This is a genomic window from Sulfitobacter sp. 1A13496 (genome assembly GCF_043557225.1).
In the GTDB taxonomy this organism is placed as follows: domain Bacteria; phylum Pseudomonadota; class Alphaproteobacteria; order Rhodobacterales; family Rhodobacteraceae; genus Sulfitobacter; species Sulfitobacter faviae.
Window position 1 is genome coordinate 1 of sequence record NZ_JBIFFP010000004.1, and the last position, 12,557, is coordinate 12,557.

The window sequence follows — 12,557 nt, forward strand, 5'->3', positions numbered from 1 at the left end:
CACTATCACCGCCATGGATACGATCCGCCCGCCCTCGCGCAGCTTTACGTAGGTAGCGTCCAGCCAGAGGAAGGGCCAATCGCCCTCGAGGGGGCGGTTCAGGAACGCCTGCACCCGCTCGTCGATCTCCTCGCATAGCCGTGACACCTGGCTCTTCGAAGTGCCGGACAGCCCCATGGCGCGCACCAGGTCATCCACCGCGCGGGTGGAGACGCCTTGGATATAGGCCTCCTGGATCACCGCCATCAGCGCCTTCTCGGCGGTCCTGCGCGGCTCGAGGAAGGTCGGGAAGTAACTGCCTTTACGTAGCTTCGGGATGTTCAGGCCGATGGTCCCCGCCCGGGTATCCCACTGTCGCGGCCGATAGCCGTTACGCTGGTTCTCGCGGTCCGGGCTGCGCTCGCCATGCGCGGCGCCGCAGACAGCGGCCACTTCGATGTCCATAAGCCGCTGCGCGGCGTCCTGGATCAGCTCGCGCAGAAAATCTGCGTCATCGCTCTTGGCGATCACCCCCGGAAGGTCGATTATGGGGTTGGTCATCGTGTTCTCCTTCGTTGTCGTCGGTCTTTGAGCAACCTCAGACTACGAAGAAACGCGGTGGCCGCCAGCCCGGCCGCGCGCTGCGCTAAGCCAATGGCTTCGCGCGCGGCCTCCTACACCACGGGGTGGGGCACTACCATAGGCGAGCACCGCGAATGACAGGGCAAAGGGCAGCATCATCACCGGCACAACGCGGCTGACGCCGAAACGGTCGATCGCCCAGCCCGAGAGGAAGGTCGAGGCCACCGCCGAGATTGTATAGACCGGCATCAAAGCCACGAATTCGACCAAGGCCCATCCCTTTACTTGGGTCAGATGCACCTGCTGAAAGAACAGGGCCGTGCCCCATGCCGCGGGACCGATGGCCAGCGGGATAATCATCCAGAACAGGCCCGAGCGGAACATCTCGGCCCGGGTCCAATGCCGCCCTTTCATACCCGCGCGCTGCGCCTGATCGGCCATGCTTTGCGGGGTGCGCTCTTGCCGCAGCAGCATCAGGATCACCGGGATTGTCAGTAGCACCAGCACCGCGGCCAGTACCCAAAGGCTGCGCCAGTGGAAGCTGGCGAAAAGCGCCACGAAGATCACCGGCAGAAATGCCTGACCAGCGGCGAAACCCATTGAGGATAGCGAAAGCGCCTTGCCGCGCGATGCCTCAAACCAGCGCACCATGGCGACCTGCCCAAGCTGAGACATCATCCCCTGCCCGGTCAGCCGCAATGCGTAGATGACAAAGATCAGCGCGATCCAATTCGGCACCGCCGCCATCGCCAAACAGGCGCCCGCCAGCGCCAGCATCACGCCAAGGGCCAGCGCCCGTACGCGAAAGCGGTCCGTCAGCACCCCGGCCCAGACCATGGTGATGGCCGACAACGTCGTGCCGATGGTATAGATGCCGCCCCATTGGCCGTCGCTCAGGCCAAAGTCGCCCTTCACCGCCCCCGCAAAGAGCGAGATAAAATAGGTTTGCCCGTAGGACGAGGTGAAGGTCAGCAGGAAACCGGCCAGTAGAAACAGCCAGTTGCGCCGCAGAAATGAGAGGTATTCCATGCCCCTTTCATCGCCGGGGCATGGAGGAAAGGAAAGCCCTAAAGAACGTAGCGGCTGAGATCGGTGGATCGGGTCAGTTCGCCAAGGTTCTTTTCAACGAAATCGGCATCGACGGTGATCTCTTGCCCCGAGCGATCAGGCGCGTCGAAGGAGACTTCTTCGAAGACCCGTTCCATCACCGTGTAAAGCCGCCGCGCGCCAATATTCTCGACCGTGGTGTTGACCTCTGCCGCGATCTTGGCCAGCGCCGCGATGCCCTCTTCGGTGAAGGTCACGGTCAGTTCTTCCGTCCCCATCAGGGCGGTGTACTGCCGCGTCAGCGCATTGTCGGTCTCGGTCAGGATGCGGACGAAATCATCCTCGGTCAGCGCCCGCAGTTCGACGCGGATCGGCAGACGGCCCTGCAACTCGGGCAAAAGGTCCGAAGGCTTGGCGATATGGAACGCGCCCGAGGCGATGAAGAGGGTGTGGTCGGTCTTTACCGGTCCGTATTTTGTCGAGACCACGGTGCCTTCGATCAGCGGCAGCAGGTCGCGCTGCACCCCTTCACGTGAAACATCACCGCCGCGCGCGTCCGACCGGGCGCAGACCTTGTCGATCTCGTCTAGGAACACGATGCCGTTCTGCTCCACCGCCTCAATCGCGGCGCGGTTCACGGCTTCGTCGTCGAGCAGTTTGTCGGCCTCTTCGCCGACCAGCACCTCATAGCTGTCGGCCACGGCCATGCGCTTCTTGGTGGTGCGCCCGCCCATGGCTTTGCCAAAGATGTCACCGAGGTTCATCATCCCCATGCCCTGCTGGCCGGGAATATCCATCGCCGGGAAGGGGCTGGAGGTATCGGCGACCTCAAGCTCGATCATCGTGTCATCAAGCTCACCCGCGCGGAGCTTCTTGCGGAACATCTCGCGCGTGCCGTCGCGGGCATCGGTGCCGGCGATGGCGTCGATGACACGGTCCTCGGCGGCCTGTTCGGCCTTGGCTTTAACGTCTTCGCGCATGAACTCGCGGGTCATGGCGATAGAGCTGTCCACCAGATCGCGGATGATCTGTTCCACATCACGGCCGACATAGCCGACTTCGGTGAATTTCGTCGCCTCGATCTTGATGAAGGGCGCGCGGGCCAGTTTCGCCAGACGGCGGCTGATCTCGGTCTTGCCCACGCCGGTGGGGCCGATCATCAGGATGTTCTTCGGGTAGACTTCGTCGCGCAGGTCATCGCTTAGCTGCTTGCGGCGCCAGCGGTTGCGCAGGGCCACGGCCACGGCGCGTTTGGCGTCGTTCTGGCCGATGATATAGCGGTCCAGTTCGGATACGATCTCGCGGGGGGTCAGGTCGGTCATGCGGTGATTTTCTCCACGGTGAGTTTGCCGTTGGTGTAGACGCAGATGTCGGCGGCGATCGCCATGGCATCACGGGCAATGGTTTCGGCGTCCCGGTCGCTGTCCATCATGCCGCGCGCAGCGGCGAGGGCATAGTTCCCGCCCGATCCGATGGCGGCGACCTCATGCTCCGGCTCCAGCACATCGCCCGCGCCGGTGATGACCAGCAGGTCTTTCCCGTCGGTCACGATCAGCATCGCTTCGAGCTTTTGCAGGTATTTATCGGTGCGCCAGTCCTTGGCCAATTCGACACTGGCACGGGCCAATTGACCCGGTGTCGCTTCCAACTTGGCCTCCAACCGTTCCAGCAGGGTAAAGGCATCCGCCGTGGAGCCCGCAAACCCCGCCACCACGTCATAGCCGCCGGGGCTGAGCTTGCGCACCTTGCGCGCGGTGCCTTTGATCACGGTCTGGCCGAGGCTGACCTGTCCGTCACCGGCAATCACCACTTCGCCGCCTTTTTTGACGCCAATGATCGTGGTCCCGTGCCAACCGGGGAAATCGTCGTTCTGTGCCATGGGGCCTCCTGTCGCTTGGCGCTCTATATGGCCCCCGTGGCAGGGCAGGACAAGGGCAGCGCCGGTTGCGCGTGGGGCAGGGCTGCCGCTTGTGATGCGGGGGCACGCTTGCGGTGCAGTGGCCAGCGGCTTTGCCCAAATGAAAAGGGCGCCCCGAAGGACGCCCGTTTTCGTAACTCAATGCCTAAGGCGTTGGCCTTAGATGGATTCTTCGATCCAGCTTTGCAGGGCCGCCTTGGGGCGCGCACCGGCGAGGTTGGACACGACCTGCCCGTCCTTGAAGATGAACAGCGCCGGGATGCCGCGCACGCCGACTTGGGCGGGCGAGTTCGGGTTTTCGTCGACGTTGACTTTGACGATCTTCACGCGACCGTTCATTTCATCCGACAGCTCTTCCAGCGAAGGGCCGATCTGTTTGCACGGGCCGCACCATTCGGCCCAGAAATCGACCAGAACCGGAATGTCCGAATTTTTGACTTCGGCGTCGAAAGTGTCGTCGGTGACTGCGACGGTTGCCATGATGCTCTCCTGACAGGAATGGGTTGAGGCCTGAACCTATGAATGCACGGCAGTGGCGTCAAGATATGGCAGGGCGCGCAGGGCATTTGTCACGATATCGTTGGGTAACACCATAAGCGCGGGGGTCGCGGTCCATAGAATGGCCGTCTCGATCCGCCGATCCGGGTAGATCTGGCGCAGCATATGGGCATAGGCCCCCATCTGGCGCAGCAGCCCGTCGGGGCAGGCCTCAGCCGTGCCGGGGACCACGCGGTTGGTCTTGAAATCGACGGCGAGGATGCGATCCTCGGCGATCACCAAACGGTCGATCGTGCCATGCAGGCGCTGGTCTCCGAGGCCGCCGGTCACGGGCACTTCGGCGAGGGTTGTCTCGGCAAACAATGGGGCGAGGGCAGGGGAGTTCAGCACCGCTTCCGCCTCATCTTCCGCGCGGGCGATCATCTCGGCGGGGTGTGAGCGGGCCAACCGCTCCAGAAAGATCTCGCGGGCATCCGGCCCCATGAGCGGCAGATGTTCCAGCAACTCATGGACCAGCGTGCCATAGTTCAACGCAGTGTCCATATCGAGCCCGGCCTCACCCGCGAGCGCCTTGGCTCCGCCGAGATCTGAGGGCGACAGGGTCTTATCCTCTCCCTTGGGGGAGGGGGCGGAGCGGGCGAAAACAGGGTCTAACCTAGGCGTTGTGATGGTTTTCTCAGGCGTCTCTATGATGTCGAGCGCATCCCAATCGCCCTGTTGATAGCGCAGCGTGCCATCGTCGCCCAAAGGTTCGGCCCGGAGCCGGGCCAGAGCGGCAGCGGTGATTTGATACCAAGAGGATTCATCTTTCGACAATTCCCCCGCCGCGGCCACGATCAGCCATTTTTCGGCCCGCGTCATGGCGACATAGAACAGGCGAAGCCGCTCTTGCAGCGCGGCCTCTTTCATCTCGTCCAGCCGGACGCGCATGGGCTGGGGCATGTCATCCGCCGGGGCTTTCCAGACGGGGGTGCCGTCAACGGTGATGATCTCATCCTTGATCGTCACATCACGCCGCCCGGTGTCGGGCAGGATCACAATTGGCGCTTCCAGACCCTTGGCACCATGCACCGTCATCACCCGGATCTGGTTCGACGCGCTGTCGATCTGACGTTTGATTTCCAGATCATCGGTCTGCATCCATTGCAGGAACCCGGTCAGGCTGGGCACCGTGCCGCGCTCGTAAGACAGCGCTTGGCTCAGCATCGCGTTGATCCCATCCTCGGCCTCTGGCCCCAACCGTGCCAGCAGCTTGCGGCGCCCATCGTGGCGGGTGAGGATGCGTTCGATCAGATCGTAGGGGCGCAGGTAATCGACGTGCCCGCGCAGGTCGCGCAGCACGGCGAGGGTGGCGGCGTGGGCCTCGGTCTGGTTGCGCAAGGCTTGCCAGAGGTGATCCTCTTTGCGGTAATGGGCGAGGGTGAAAAGCTCTTGTTCCGACCAGCCGAAAAGCGGCGATTTCAGCGCGGTGGCAAGCGATAGATCGTCGTCCGGCGTGGCAAGGAACGACAGGATCGCTGCCAGATCGCGCACCGCCAGTTCGGCCCCAACCTTGAGCCTGTCAGCCCCGGCGATGGGCAGTTCCGCCGCCTTGCAGGCGCGGATAATCTCGGAAAACAAGGCCGAGCGGCGCTGCACGAGGATCAGAAAATCCCCCGGTTGGATGCGCCGCCGTGCCAAGCCGCCCTTGCTGTCGTCGGGGAGGTAATGTTCCTCGGTCGTCAGCTCCTTGATGCGCCGGGCGATGCGTTCGGCCAGTTGCACCGTGTGATGCCGCGCGCTGCGCCGGTCGACGGGGTCGGTCCAATCGCCTTCATCGTCTGGGCCCGCCTTTTCGATGAAGGGCCAAAGATCGACGCGGCCGGGCAGGCGATCTTTGAAGGCCATATGGCCGTCATTGGTAAAGCCGGTCTGGATCGCGGGGTCGAAAACCCCATCGACCGCTTGCAAAATCGCCGAAGAGGAGCGGAAGGAATAGGCAAGACTGCGGCGCTGGAAAAACTGGCCCGCCTCACCGATCTTCTGTTCGAATGTCGTGCCTTTGCGGTCCAGCTCTTCGGGGTCCGCGCCTTGGAAAGAGTAGATCGATTGCTTCTTGTCGCCCACGACGAAGAGGGTGCGATCCACCTCGTTACGCGCCCCGGCGCCGGAGTAAAATTCATCTGTCAGCCGTTCGATCACGTCCCATTGCCGGGGCGAGGTGTCCTGCGCCTCGTCGACAAGGATATGGTCGATGCCGCCGTCGATGCGGAACAACACCCAAGCGGCCACGGCCTTGTCGGTCAGCAAGGCGCGGGCTTTGAGGATCAGATCGTCAAAGTCGAGCCAGCCGCGCTTTTGCTTCTCATCCGCGTAGCGTTCAAGAAAGCGGGCCGCGAAACGGTGGAGCACATAGGATTTGCGCGCCGCCTTCAGCGCCAGCCGCGCTTCGCGGGCGTCTTCGACGCGCTGCATCAATTGCTCAAGCTGCGGCATCTGTTCGGCGATGACCTTTTGCGTCGGCTTGGTCGGGAAACTGCCGATTTTGGCGGTGAAGGGCGCCTTGGCGCCGCTGCCGGTCAGAAGGATGTTTTCAAGCTGGGGCAGGGCGGACAGATCATAGCGGTCGATCTCTTGCAGCGCCGCGCCCGCCTTGCCGTCATTGCCGCCTTTGGCCAGCAGATGGGGGATGATCTCGGCCATCATCGCCGCTTCGCTGCCAAGGAAGACTGAAGCCGCGATTTTGTCTTCGGTCAGGTCTTCGGGCTGGGCGAAAAGCGCTAGAATCTCGGCCCAAGAGCGGGGCGTGGTGAAGGCATCGCGTTGGCCCACGATGCTGCGGGTAAGGCTGGCGAAATCTTCGCCCGTGTAGTGCCGCGCGATCTCGGCGACCAGCGGGGCGTCTTCGCCTTCGGCCATCTCATCGACGATCTCGGCCCGCAGCAGATCGGCGGCGCGGTCTTCGATCTCGGTGAATTGCGGGCTGACCTGCGCCTCCAGCGGGAAGCGGCGCAGAAGGGCCGCGCAGAAAGAGTGGATGGTCTGAATTTTCAGCCCGCCGGGCGTCTCGATCGCGCGGGCAAAAAGGGTGCGGGCATTGCGCAGTTGCTCAGGCGTCAATTCGCCCTGAACGCCAAGATCGGCCAAGGCGCTGCGCAGTGCCGCGTCTTTCAGCATCGCCCATTCGCCCAAGCGTTTGAACAGGCGGTTCTGCATCTCCGAGGCAGCGGCTTTGGTATAGGTCAGGCAAAGGATGTGCTGCGGCTCCACGTCGTCGAGCAGCAGCCGTGCCACGCGGTCGGTCAGCACGCGGGTCTTGCCAGAGCCCGCGTTGGCGGTCAGCCAGGTGGAGGCATCGGGCCGCGCCGCTTCGATCTGGGCGCGGGTGGCGTCGTTGAAATCACGCATCATTCCAGATCCTCCGGACGGGCGGGGCTGGTGCCATCCCATTCCCCGAACCGCGCCAGTTGGTCAAAGTTTCCGGCAAAGGCATCACTTTGCACCATCCGCCGCGCGGTAAAGCCCTGCCCCTCATCGAGGTAGCGCGAGAGCAGCGCGTGCAGACCGGCCAGCACCTCTTGCGGGTTCTCCTCTTCAAGCGGGGCGGGGACTTCGACGGGTTTCGACCCAAGACCGATAAAGGCGGCATGGGCCACATGGGCCACGCCCACCTCGGGAAAACCGCCCCGTTCGACCATCGCCGCTTCGATCAAGAGTTGCTTGTCGAACAGCCGCTGCTCTTTTTTGCCGGGCGGGGTGCCGGTTTTGTAGTCGTAGATCAGCACATCGCCGTCATCGGTCTGGTCGATCCGGTCAGCAAAGCCGCTGAGGGTAAAGCCGAGGTCGGCAAAGGTGTAGCTGCCGCGCGCGCCCTGTTCGAAGGCGACGGGGCTGGAGAATGCGGCGCGTTGGCTTTCGCGGGCGATGAACCAATCGGCGATCCGGTCGATACGGGCCAGCCACATGGCGCGGGCGGCGGGCCAGGGGGCTTCTTCCTCCAGCACCTCGGCGGCCACTTGCATCAGCGTGTCGCGGGTCAGCCGTGCCGGATCGCGGGCCACCAGTTTGACGAAATCTTCCATGATGCGGTGCAGGACGATGCCGCGCACCGGCGCATCGGGCGATTGCACCAGCGGGTTGATCGGGCGCAGTTTCAGGCTGTGTTTGGCATAGATCGCGTAAGGATCGCGGATCAGCGTCTTGATCTCGGTCACTGACAGCTTGCGGGGGCGCGCCGCGCGCGGCGGGCGGGGCGAGGGGCGCGTGGCCGGGGCGGTGCGCTCTACCGCTTCCAAGGCGCGCACCTGATCCAGCCAGCGGTTGCCGCGCTGCTGCATGGCCTTCCACGCCTCCGGCCCGCCGGTGTCGCCCAAGCCGCCCAGCAGGTTGCCCAATCGGTTCAGCCAGCGTGACGGCACCATCTCGGCCTCGTCCGAGCGGATCGCGCGGGTGATCCAAACCTCGGGGCTGGCGATGGCCTGTTGATAGTCATGCGCCGACAGGCCGATGCGCCGTTCGGGCAGCAGCAGCCCGGCCTTCTCGCGCATTTGACGGTTGAGCCATGGATCGGGCGGCGGTGCTTCGGGCCATGTGCCTTCGTTCAAACCGCCAAGGATGACCAGCTCGGCCCCCTGCACCCGCGCCTCCATCGTGCCCCAGATCATGATGTCGGGATGGGGGGTATCGGCCTCGCGCACCTCTTCTTGGGCCAAGAGCGCGCCCAAGAGATCGGCATAATCGGCGGCGTTCATCGCCCCGCCGTGGGCTGCATGTTCCGTGAGGTTCGCCATCACCGCCTCAGCCGCGATGCCTGCGCCCTGCTGCCAAAGTAGATGGTCGGGATCGGCGGGTTGCCCGGCGGCGATCCGTTCGGCCAGCGCCAGATGCGCGGCGACGCATTCGGGCAGGGGCCGCTCTCCGGGGGTGGCATGGCCGGGGAAAACTTCGCCCAGCCAAGCGACCCAATCGCGGAACCCGCTGGGGTCTTCCATCCGTTTCGCGGCGCGCTCTGCAATCTCGGCCAAGCCTTCGGCGTCGGGGTAGGGCAGCCCATGGCGGCGGATCTCAGCCTCCAAGCGCTGGGTATAGAGCTGGTGGAAATTCCGCCCCGCGCCGCTGTGGGTCAGCGGGTGTTTCAACAGGGTCAACAGCGCTTCGGCATCCAATTTTCGGACGAACAGCGCCGCCACATGGCGCAAGAACCGCCCCGGCGGGGAGAGTTGCAGCGGCATCCCGGCGCTGTCATCGGGCAGAATGCCCCACCGGTCGAGCGCTGCGGTGACCTGCCGGGTGAGCATCCGGTCGGGGGTGATCAAGGCGGCCTTCACACCATCCTCGGCAGCTTGGCGCAGGCGCAGCGCGATGGCCAAAGCCTCGACCCGGGGGGTGGGCGCTTCGATCAGGGTAATGTCGGCGGTGGCACCTTGCAGGTCTTCCAGCTTCGGCCCTTCGTTCAGCCAGGCATGGGTGACGGGCGCGGGCCGGAGGGATAGCGAGACCAGCTTGTTACGCGCGGTGGAGACCGGAGGCATCTCGCACCAAGGCTCAACTGCGCCGCGTGCAACGCCGGTCATGTTCATCAACTTGCGGAACCGGTATTGCGGGTGATCCTCGGCCAGCAGCGCCTGATCCAACTCGTTCCAAACGGCGGTTGGCATCTCGAAATCGAACCCCGGCAGGATGATCGCGCCTTGCGGCAGGCGAGCCACGGCCTCCATCAACAGCGCGGTGGTCCCGCGCGAGCCGGTGGACCCGGCAAGGATCACCGGATGCTGCGGTGGCGCGTCCTGCCAACGGGCGATGATCCGGGCGACCAACTGCCGCCGACGCGCTTCGGCATCCGGACGGGTGGTGGTTTGGCCCAGATAGTCATGCGCGATAGCGAGGAACTGCTGTGCCCGCTCCCAATGGGCAGAGAGGTTGCCGACGTCCAGCCCGGCCACCGTCTCGGGCGAGACGCCTTCGCCCTGCATTTCGTCGATCAGCCCCGCAAGACTGTCCGACAGCGCATAGAGCGAGGCACGCGGCGCGAGATCGGGTGCGGCATCCAGCAGGCGCGACACCAGTTGAATGAGTTCCAGCCGCCGTTGCAGCGGCGGTGTCGGGGCGGGCAGTGCGATGCCGGGGGCTAATGCATCAAGGTCGGTGATCAGCCGGATGCGCGGTAGAAACCCCGCCGGGCCCGCATCGAAATCATGACGCAACCGGCGGGCCATGCGGTTGGTGTTGACCAGCAACTCGACACGGGCCATCGCTTCGGGTGGGCCATTTTCCAACCGGTCGCAAAGCCCGCGCACCAGCCCGCGCGGAAAGTCGACACCTGGGGCAAGGCCAAAGACGCGGGGGCTGTCCTGCGGCTCAAACATCGGCACCTGCCAATAGGCTTTCGGCAAGGGGAATGCCGCCCGGGTGCCCCACATCGCACCAGCGCCCGGGATAGGGCAGGCCAAAGAGCGTTTCGCGCTTAAGCATCATGTCCCACAGCAGGTTGAGCGAGAATGCCTCGGCTTCAATATCGGCCAGCAGATCGGTCTTGATGATCTGCACCCCGCCATAGACCTCGCCCGGCCCCCGTTGCAGGCGGCCATCCGCGGCGCGGGTAAAGTCGCCCGTGCCGCCATGGCCAAGGGTGTTCTCCAACGGCACGGTCATCAAAAGCGCGTCCATCCGTGCCGGATCCCATGCGTCGCGCAGCATCCTGAGCGGGTTCGCCCCAGCCCAAATTGCGTCACTGTTCATGGTGAAAACGGGTCCCGCGCCCAACAGCGGCAACGCGTTGCGCAGCCCGCCGCCGGTGTCGAGGATCTGGGGCGTTTCGATCACCGTTTGTACATCCTGCGCTTTCAGATGTGCCTCTAACTGGTCGGGCAGGTAGTGCAGGTTCGCCACGATCCGCGCAGGCGTAATCCCGCGGGCAAGATCGAGCGTATGGTCAATCAAGGGGCGGCCCGCGACTGGCACCATGGGCTTGGGTTGGCTCTGGGTGAGATGTTTCATACGCGTGCCGAACCCGGCCGCGAACATCATGATGGCGTCGGGATTGTCGCGCATTGGCTTTTCAGTTGCTCCAGAAATTCGGGGGTCGGCGGGGGCAGCACGCCTGCGATTGCCTCCGCCACATCGGCAAGCGCGGGATGGCGCAGGTTATGTTGCAGATGCTGCCAGACGCGGGGGATCAGATCGACGTAATGCGGTTTGCCGTCGCGCAAACAAAGGCGCGCAAAGACCCCCAAGATGCGCAGATTGCGCTGGGCGCCGAGTAGCGCATAGGCGCGGCGGAAGGGGGTTTCCGCCTGTCCGGTTTGGGCAAGGTAATCGTCGATGATCTGCGCCTCCACCGCCCGGGGCACATCGCGGCGGGCGTCTTGCAGGATCGAGACGAGATCATAGGCCGGGTGGCCGAGCAGCGCGTCTTGAAAATCCAGCAAACCGACCCGCGCCGCCCCTTCGCGCTCTGGCAGCCAAAGCAGGTTCTCGGCGTGATAATCGCGCAGGATCACGACCTTCGGGCCGTCATCCAACGCTGCGGCGAGGGGGCGGAAAACTTGCGCGAAAGCGGCGTTTGCGCTCTGCCCGCCTGTGGGCGCGTAGAAGTCGAAGGCAGGGGCCGCCATATCGGTCAGCCAATCGGCATCGCACATTGGCAGATCCGGCAGGGGGGCAGCGTGCAGTTTGACCAAAACGTCAGCCGCCGCGCGGTAGAGGAGGAGTTCCCGAGCCGGATCCGCCGCCATGAGCCGCGCAAAGAGGTCATCGCCAAGGTCTTCGATCAGCAGCAGACCGTTGTCATTGTCCGCATGGTAAATCTCGGGCGCGCTGAGACCGCAGCCTGCCAGATGCGCGGCGACATGACGGAAGGGTCGCACGTCTTCGCCGCGTTCCGGTGGGGCGTCCATCAGGATGGCGCGCGCTCCATTCGCTTTGCACAACCGGTCATACCGCCGGTTGGAGGCATCGCCTGCCAGCAGCTTGCGGGAGGCTTCGGCCCAGCCCGCGGTTTGCAAAAAACCTTTGATCAATGCGGCGCGTTCGGTCATTTGCGCCACGCCGCCAGCTTCTCGGCCCAATCGCCGCCGGACCATTCTGCGGTCAGCCTGCGGCTGTCTTCTTCGGTGCCGGGGCTAAGGCTGATCTCTAGGGCGTTGGCTGGGGCGAGCGGGCCCAGACGGTCCGGCCATTCCACCAGACAGATCGCATCGTGAAAGGCGTCGATCAGCCCGAGCTCCTCAATCTCATGGGTGGAGGTCAGCCGGTAGAGATCGGCGTGCCAGATCGCGCTGCTTGCCGTGTCATAGGTCTGCACCAAGGTGAAGGTGGGCGAGGGGATATCCTCGTGGTGGTCGAGCAATTCGGTGATCAGCGCGCGGGCGAAATGGGTCTTGCCCGCGCCGACATCGCCGCTGAGCAGGATGACATCGCCGGGAGACAGGCGGCGGGCCAGTTGCCGGGCGCGCCCAGCGGTGTCATCGGGGCCGCTGAGCGGGAGGGAAAGGGTATCGTCGGACATGCCCCATGCTTAGCGTCCCGACGCGCAGCCGCAAGATTAAAGCGGCTG

Annotated in this window: 10 protein-coding genes; all 10 read right to left on the reverse strand. The window is 64.3% G+C overall.

The annotated features are described in order from the left end of the window. On the reverse strand, positions 1–540 hold a 540-nt coding region (locus ACGYLX_RS10565), incomplete at its 3' end, for a transposase (RefSeq protein WP_394449278.1). A 42-nt stretch (positions 541–582) separates the two neighbouring features. Further along, positions 583–1,590, reverse strand: coding sequence for an MFS transporter (locus ACGYLX_RS10570; protein ID WP_394449280.1), 1,008 nt, complete (start codon positions 1,588–1,590; stop codon positions 583–585). A gap of 38 nt (positions 1,591–1,628) precedes the next feature. Further along, a complete protein-coding gene (gene hslU, locus ACGYLX_RS10575) occupies positions 1,629–2,930 on the reverse strand; it encodes an ATP-dependent protease ATPase subunit HslU (protein ID WP_394449283.1) in 1,302 nt (433 codons plus the stop codon). After that, positions 2,927–3,487 carry an ATP-dependent protease subunit HslV gene (hslV, locus tag ACGYLX_RS10580; RefSeq protein ID WP_067623712.1) on the reverse strand — a complete coding sequence of 187 codons (561 nt, stop codon included), beginning with the start codon at positions 3,485–3,487 and terminating at the stop codon, positions 2,927–2,929. Before hslV ends, hslU begins: the two co-directional genes overlap by 4 nt. Positions 3,488–3,685: 198 nt before the next feature. After that, positions 3,686–4,006, reverse strand: coding sequence for a thioredoxin (gene trxA / locus ACGYLX_RS10585; protein ID WP_007118424.1), 321 nt, complete (start codon positions 4,004–4,006; stop codon positions 3,686–3,688). A gap of 36 nt (positions 4,007–4,042) precedes the next feature. Then, positions 4,043–7,414 (reverse strand): double-strand break repair helicase AddA, encoded by a 3,372-nt coding sequence (addA, locus tag ACGYLX_RS10590; RefSeq protein ID WP_394449286.1) that lies wholly within the window; start codon positions 7,412–7,414, stop codon positions 4,043–4,045. Next, positions 7,411–10,368, reverse strand: a complete 2,958-nt coding sequence (addB, locus tag ACGYLX_RS10595) for a double-strand break repair protein AddB (protein WP_394449792.1) — start codon at positions 10,366–10,368, stop codon at positions 7,411–7,413. The genes addA and addB overlap by 4 nt, the downstream gene beginning before the upstream one ends. Continuing rightward, a complete protein-coding gene (locus ACGYLX_RS10600; RefSeq protein ID WP_394449289.1) occupies positions 10,361–11,053 on the reverse strand; it encodes a nucleotidyltransferase family protein in 693 nt (230 codons plus the stop codon). Before ACGYLX_RS10600 ends, addB begins: the two co-directional genes overlap by 8 nt. Further along, entirely contained in the window at positions 11,026–12,039 is a 1,014-nt protein-coding gene (locus tag ACGYLX_RS10605; protein ID WP_394449292.1) for an aminoglycoside phosphotransferase family protein, read from the reverse strand. The genes ACGYLX_RS10600 and ACGYLX_RS10605 overlap by 28 nt, the downstream gene beginning before the upstream one ends. Beyond that, positions 12,036–12,509 carry a tRNA (adenosine(37)-N6)-threonylcarbamoyltransferase complex ATPase subunit type 1 TsaE gene (gene tsaE / locus ACGYLX_RS10610; protein WP_394449295.1) on the reverse strand — a complete coding sequence of 158 codons (474 nt, stop codon included), beginning with the start codon at positions 12,507–12,509 and terminating at the stop codon, positions 12,036–12,038. Before tsaE ends, ACGYLX_RS10605 begins: the two co-directional genes overlap by 4 nt. Positions 12,510–12,557: the final 48 nt, after the last annotated feature.

Bases quoted from the DNA above. Each gene is read 5' to 3' on its own strand.
- ACGYLX_RS10570 (WP_394449280.1), bottom strand. From the start codon at position 1,590: ATGGAATACCTCTCATTTCTGCGGCGCAACTGGCTGTTTCTACTGGCC.
- hslU (WP_394449283.1), bottom strand. From the start codon at position 2,930: ATGACCGACCTGACCCCCCGCGAGATCGTATCCGAACTGGACCGCTAT.
- hslV (WP_067623712.1), bottom strand. From the start codon at position 3,487: ATGGCACAGAACGACGATTTCCCCGGTTGGCACGGGACCACGATCATT.
- trxA (WP_007118424.1), bottom strand. From the start codon at position 4,006: ATGGCAACCGTCGCAGTCACCGACGACACTTTCGACGCCGAAGTCAAA.
- addA (WP_394449286.1), bottom strand. From the start codon at position 7,414: ATGATGCGTGATTTCAACGACGCCACCCGCGCCCAGATCGAAGCGGCG.
- addB (WP_394449792.1), bottom strand. From the start codon at position 10,368: ATGTTTGAGCCGCAGGACAGCCCCCGCGTCTTTGGCCTTGCCCCAGGT.
- ACGYLX_RS10600 (WP_394449289.1), bottom strand. From the start codon at position 11,053: ATGCGCGACAATCCCGACGCCATCATGATGTTCGCGGCCGGGTTCGGC.
- ACGYLX_RS10605 (WP_394449292.1), bottom strand. From the start codon at position 12,039: ATGACCGAACGCGCCGCATTGATCAAAGGTTTTTTGCAAACCGCGGGC.
- tsaE (WP_394449295.1), bottom strand. From the start codon at position 12,509: ATGTCCGACGATACCCTTTCCCTCCCGCTCAGCGGCCCCGATGACACC.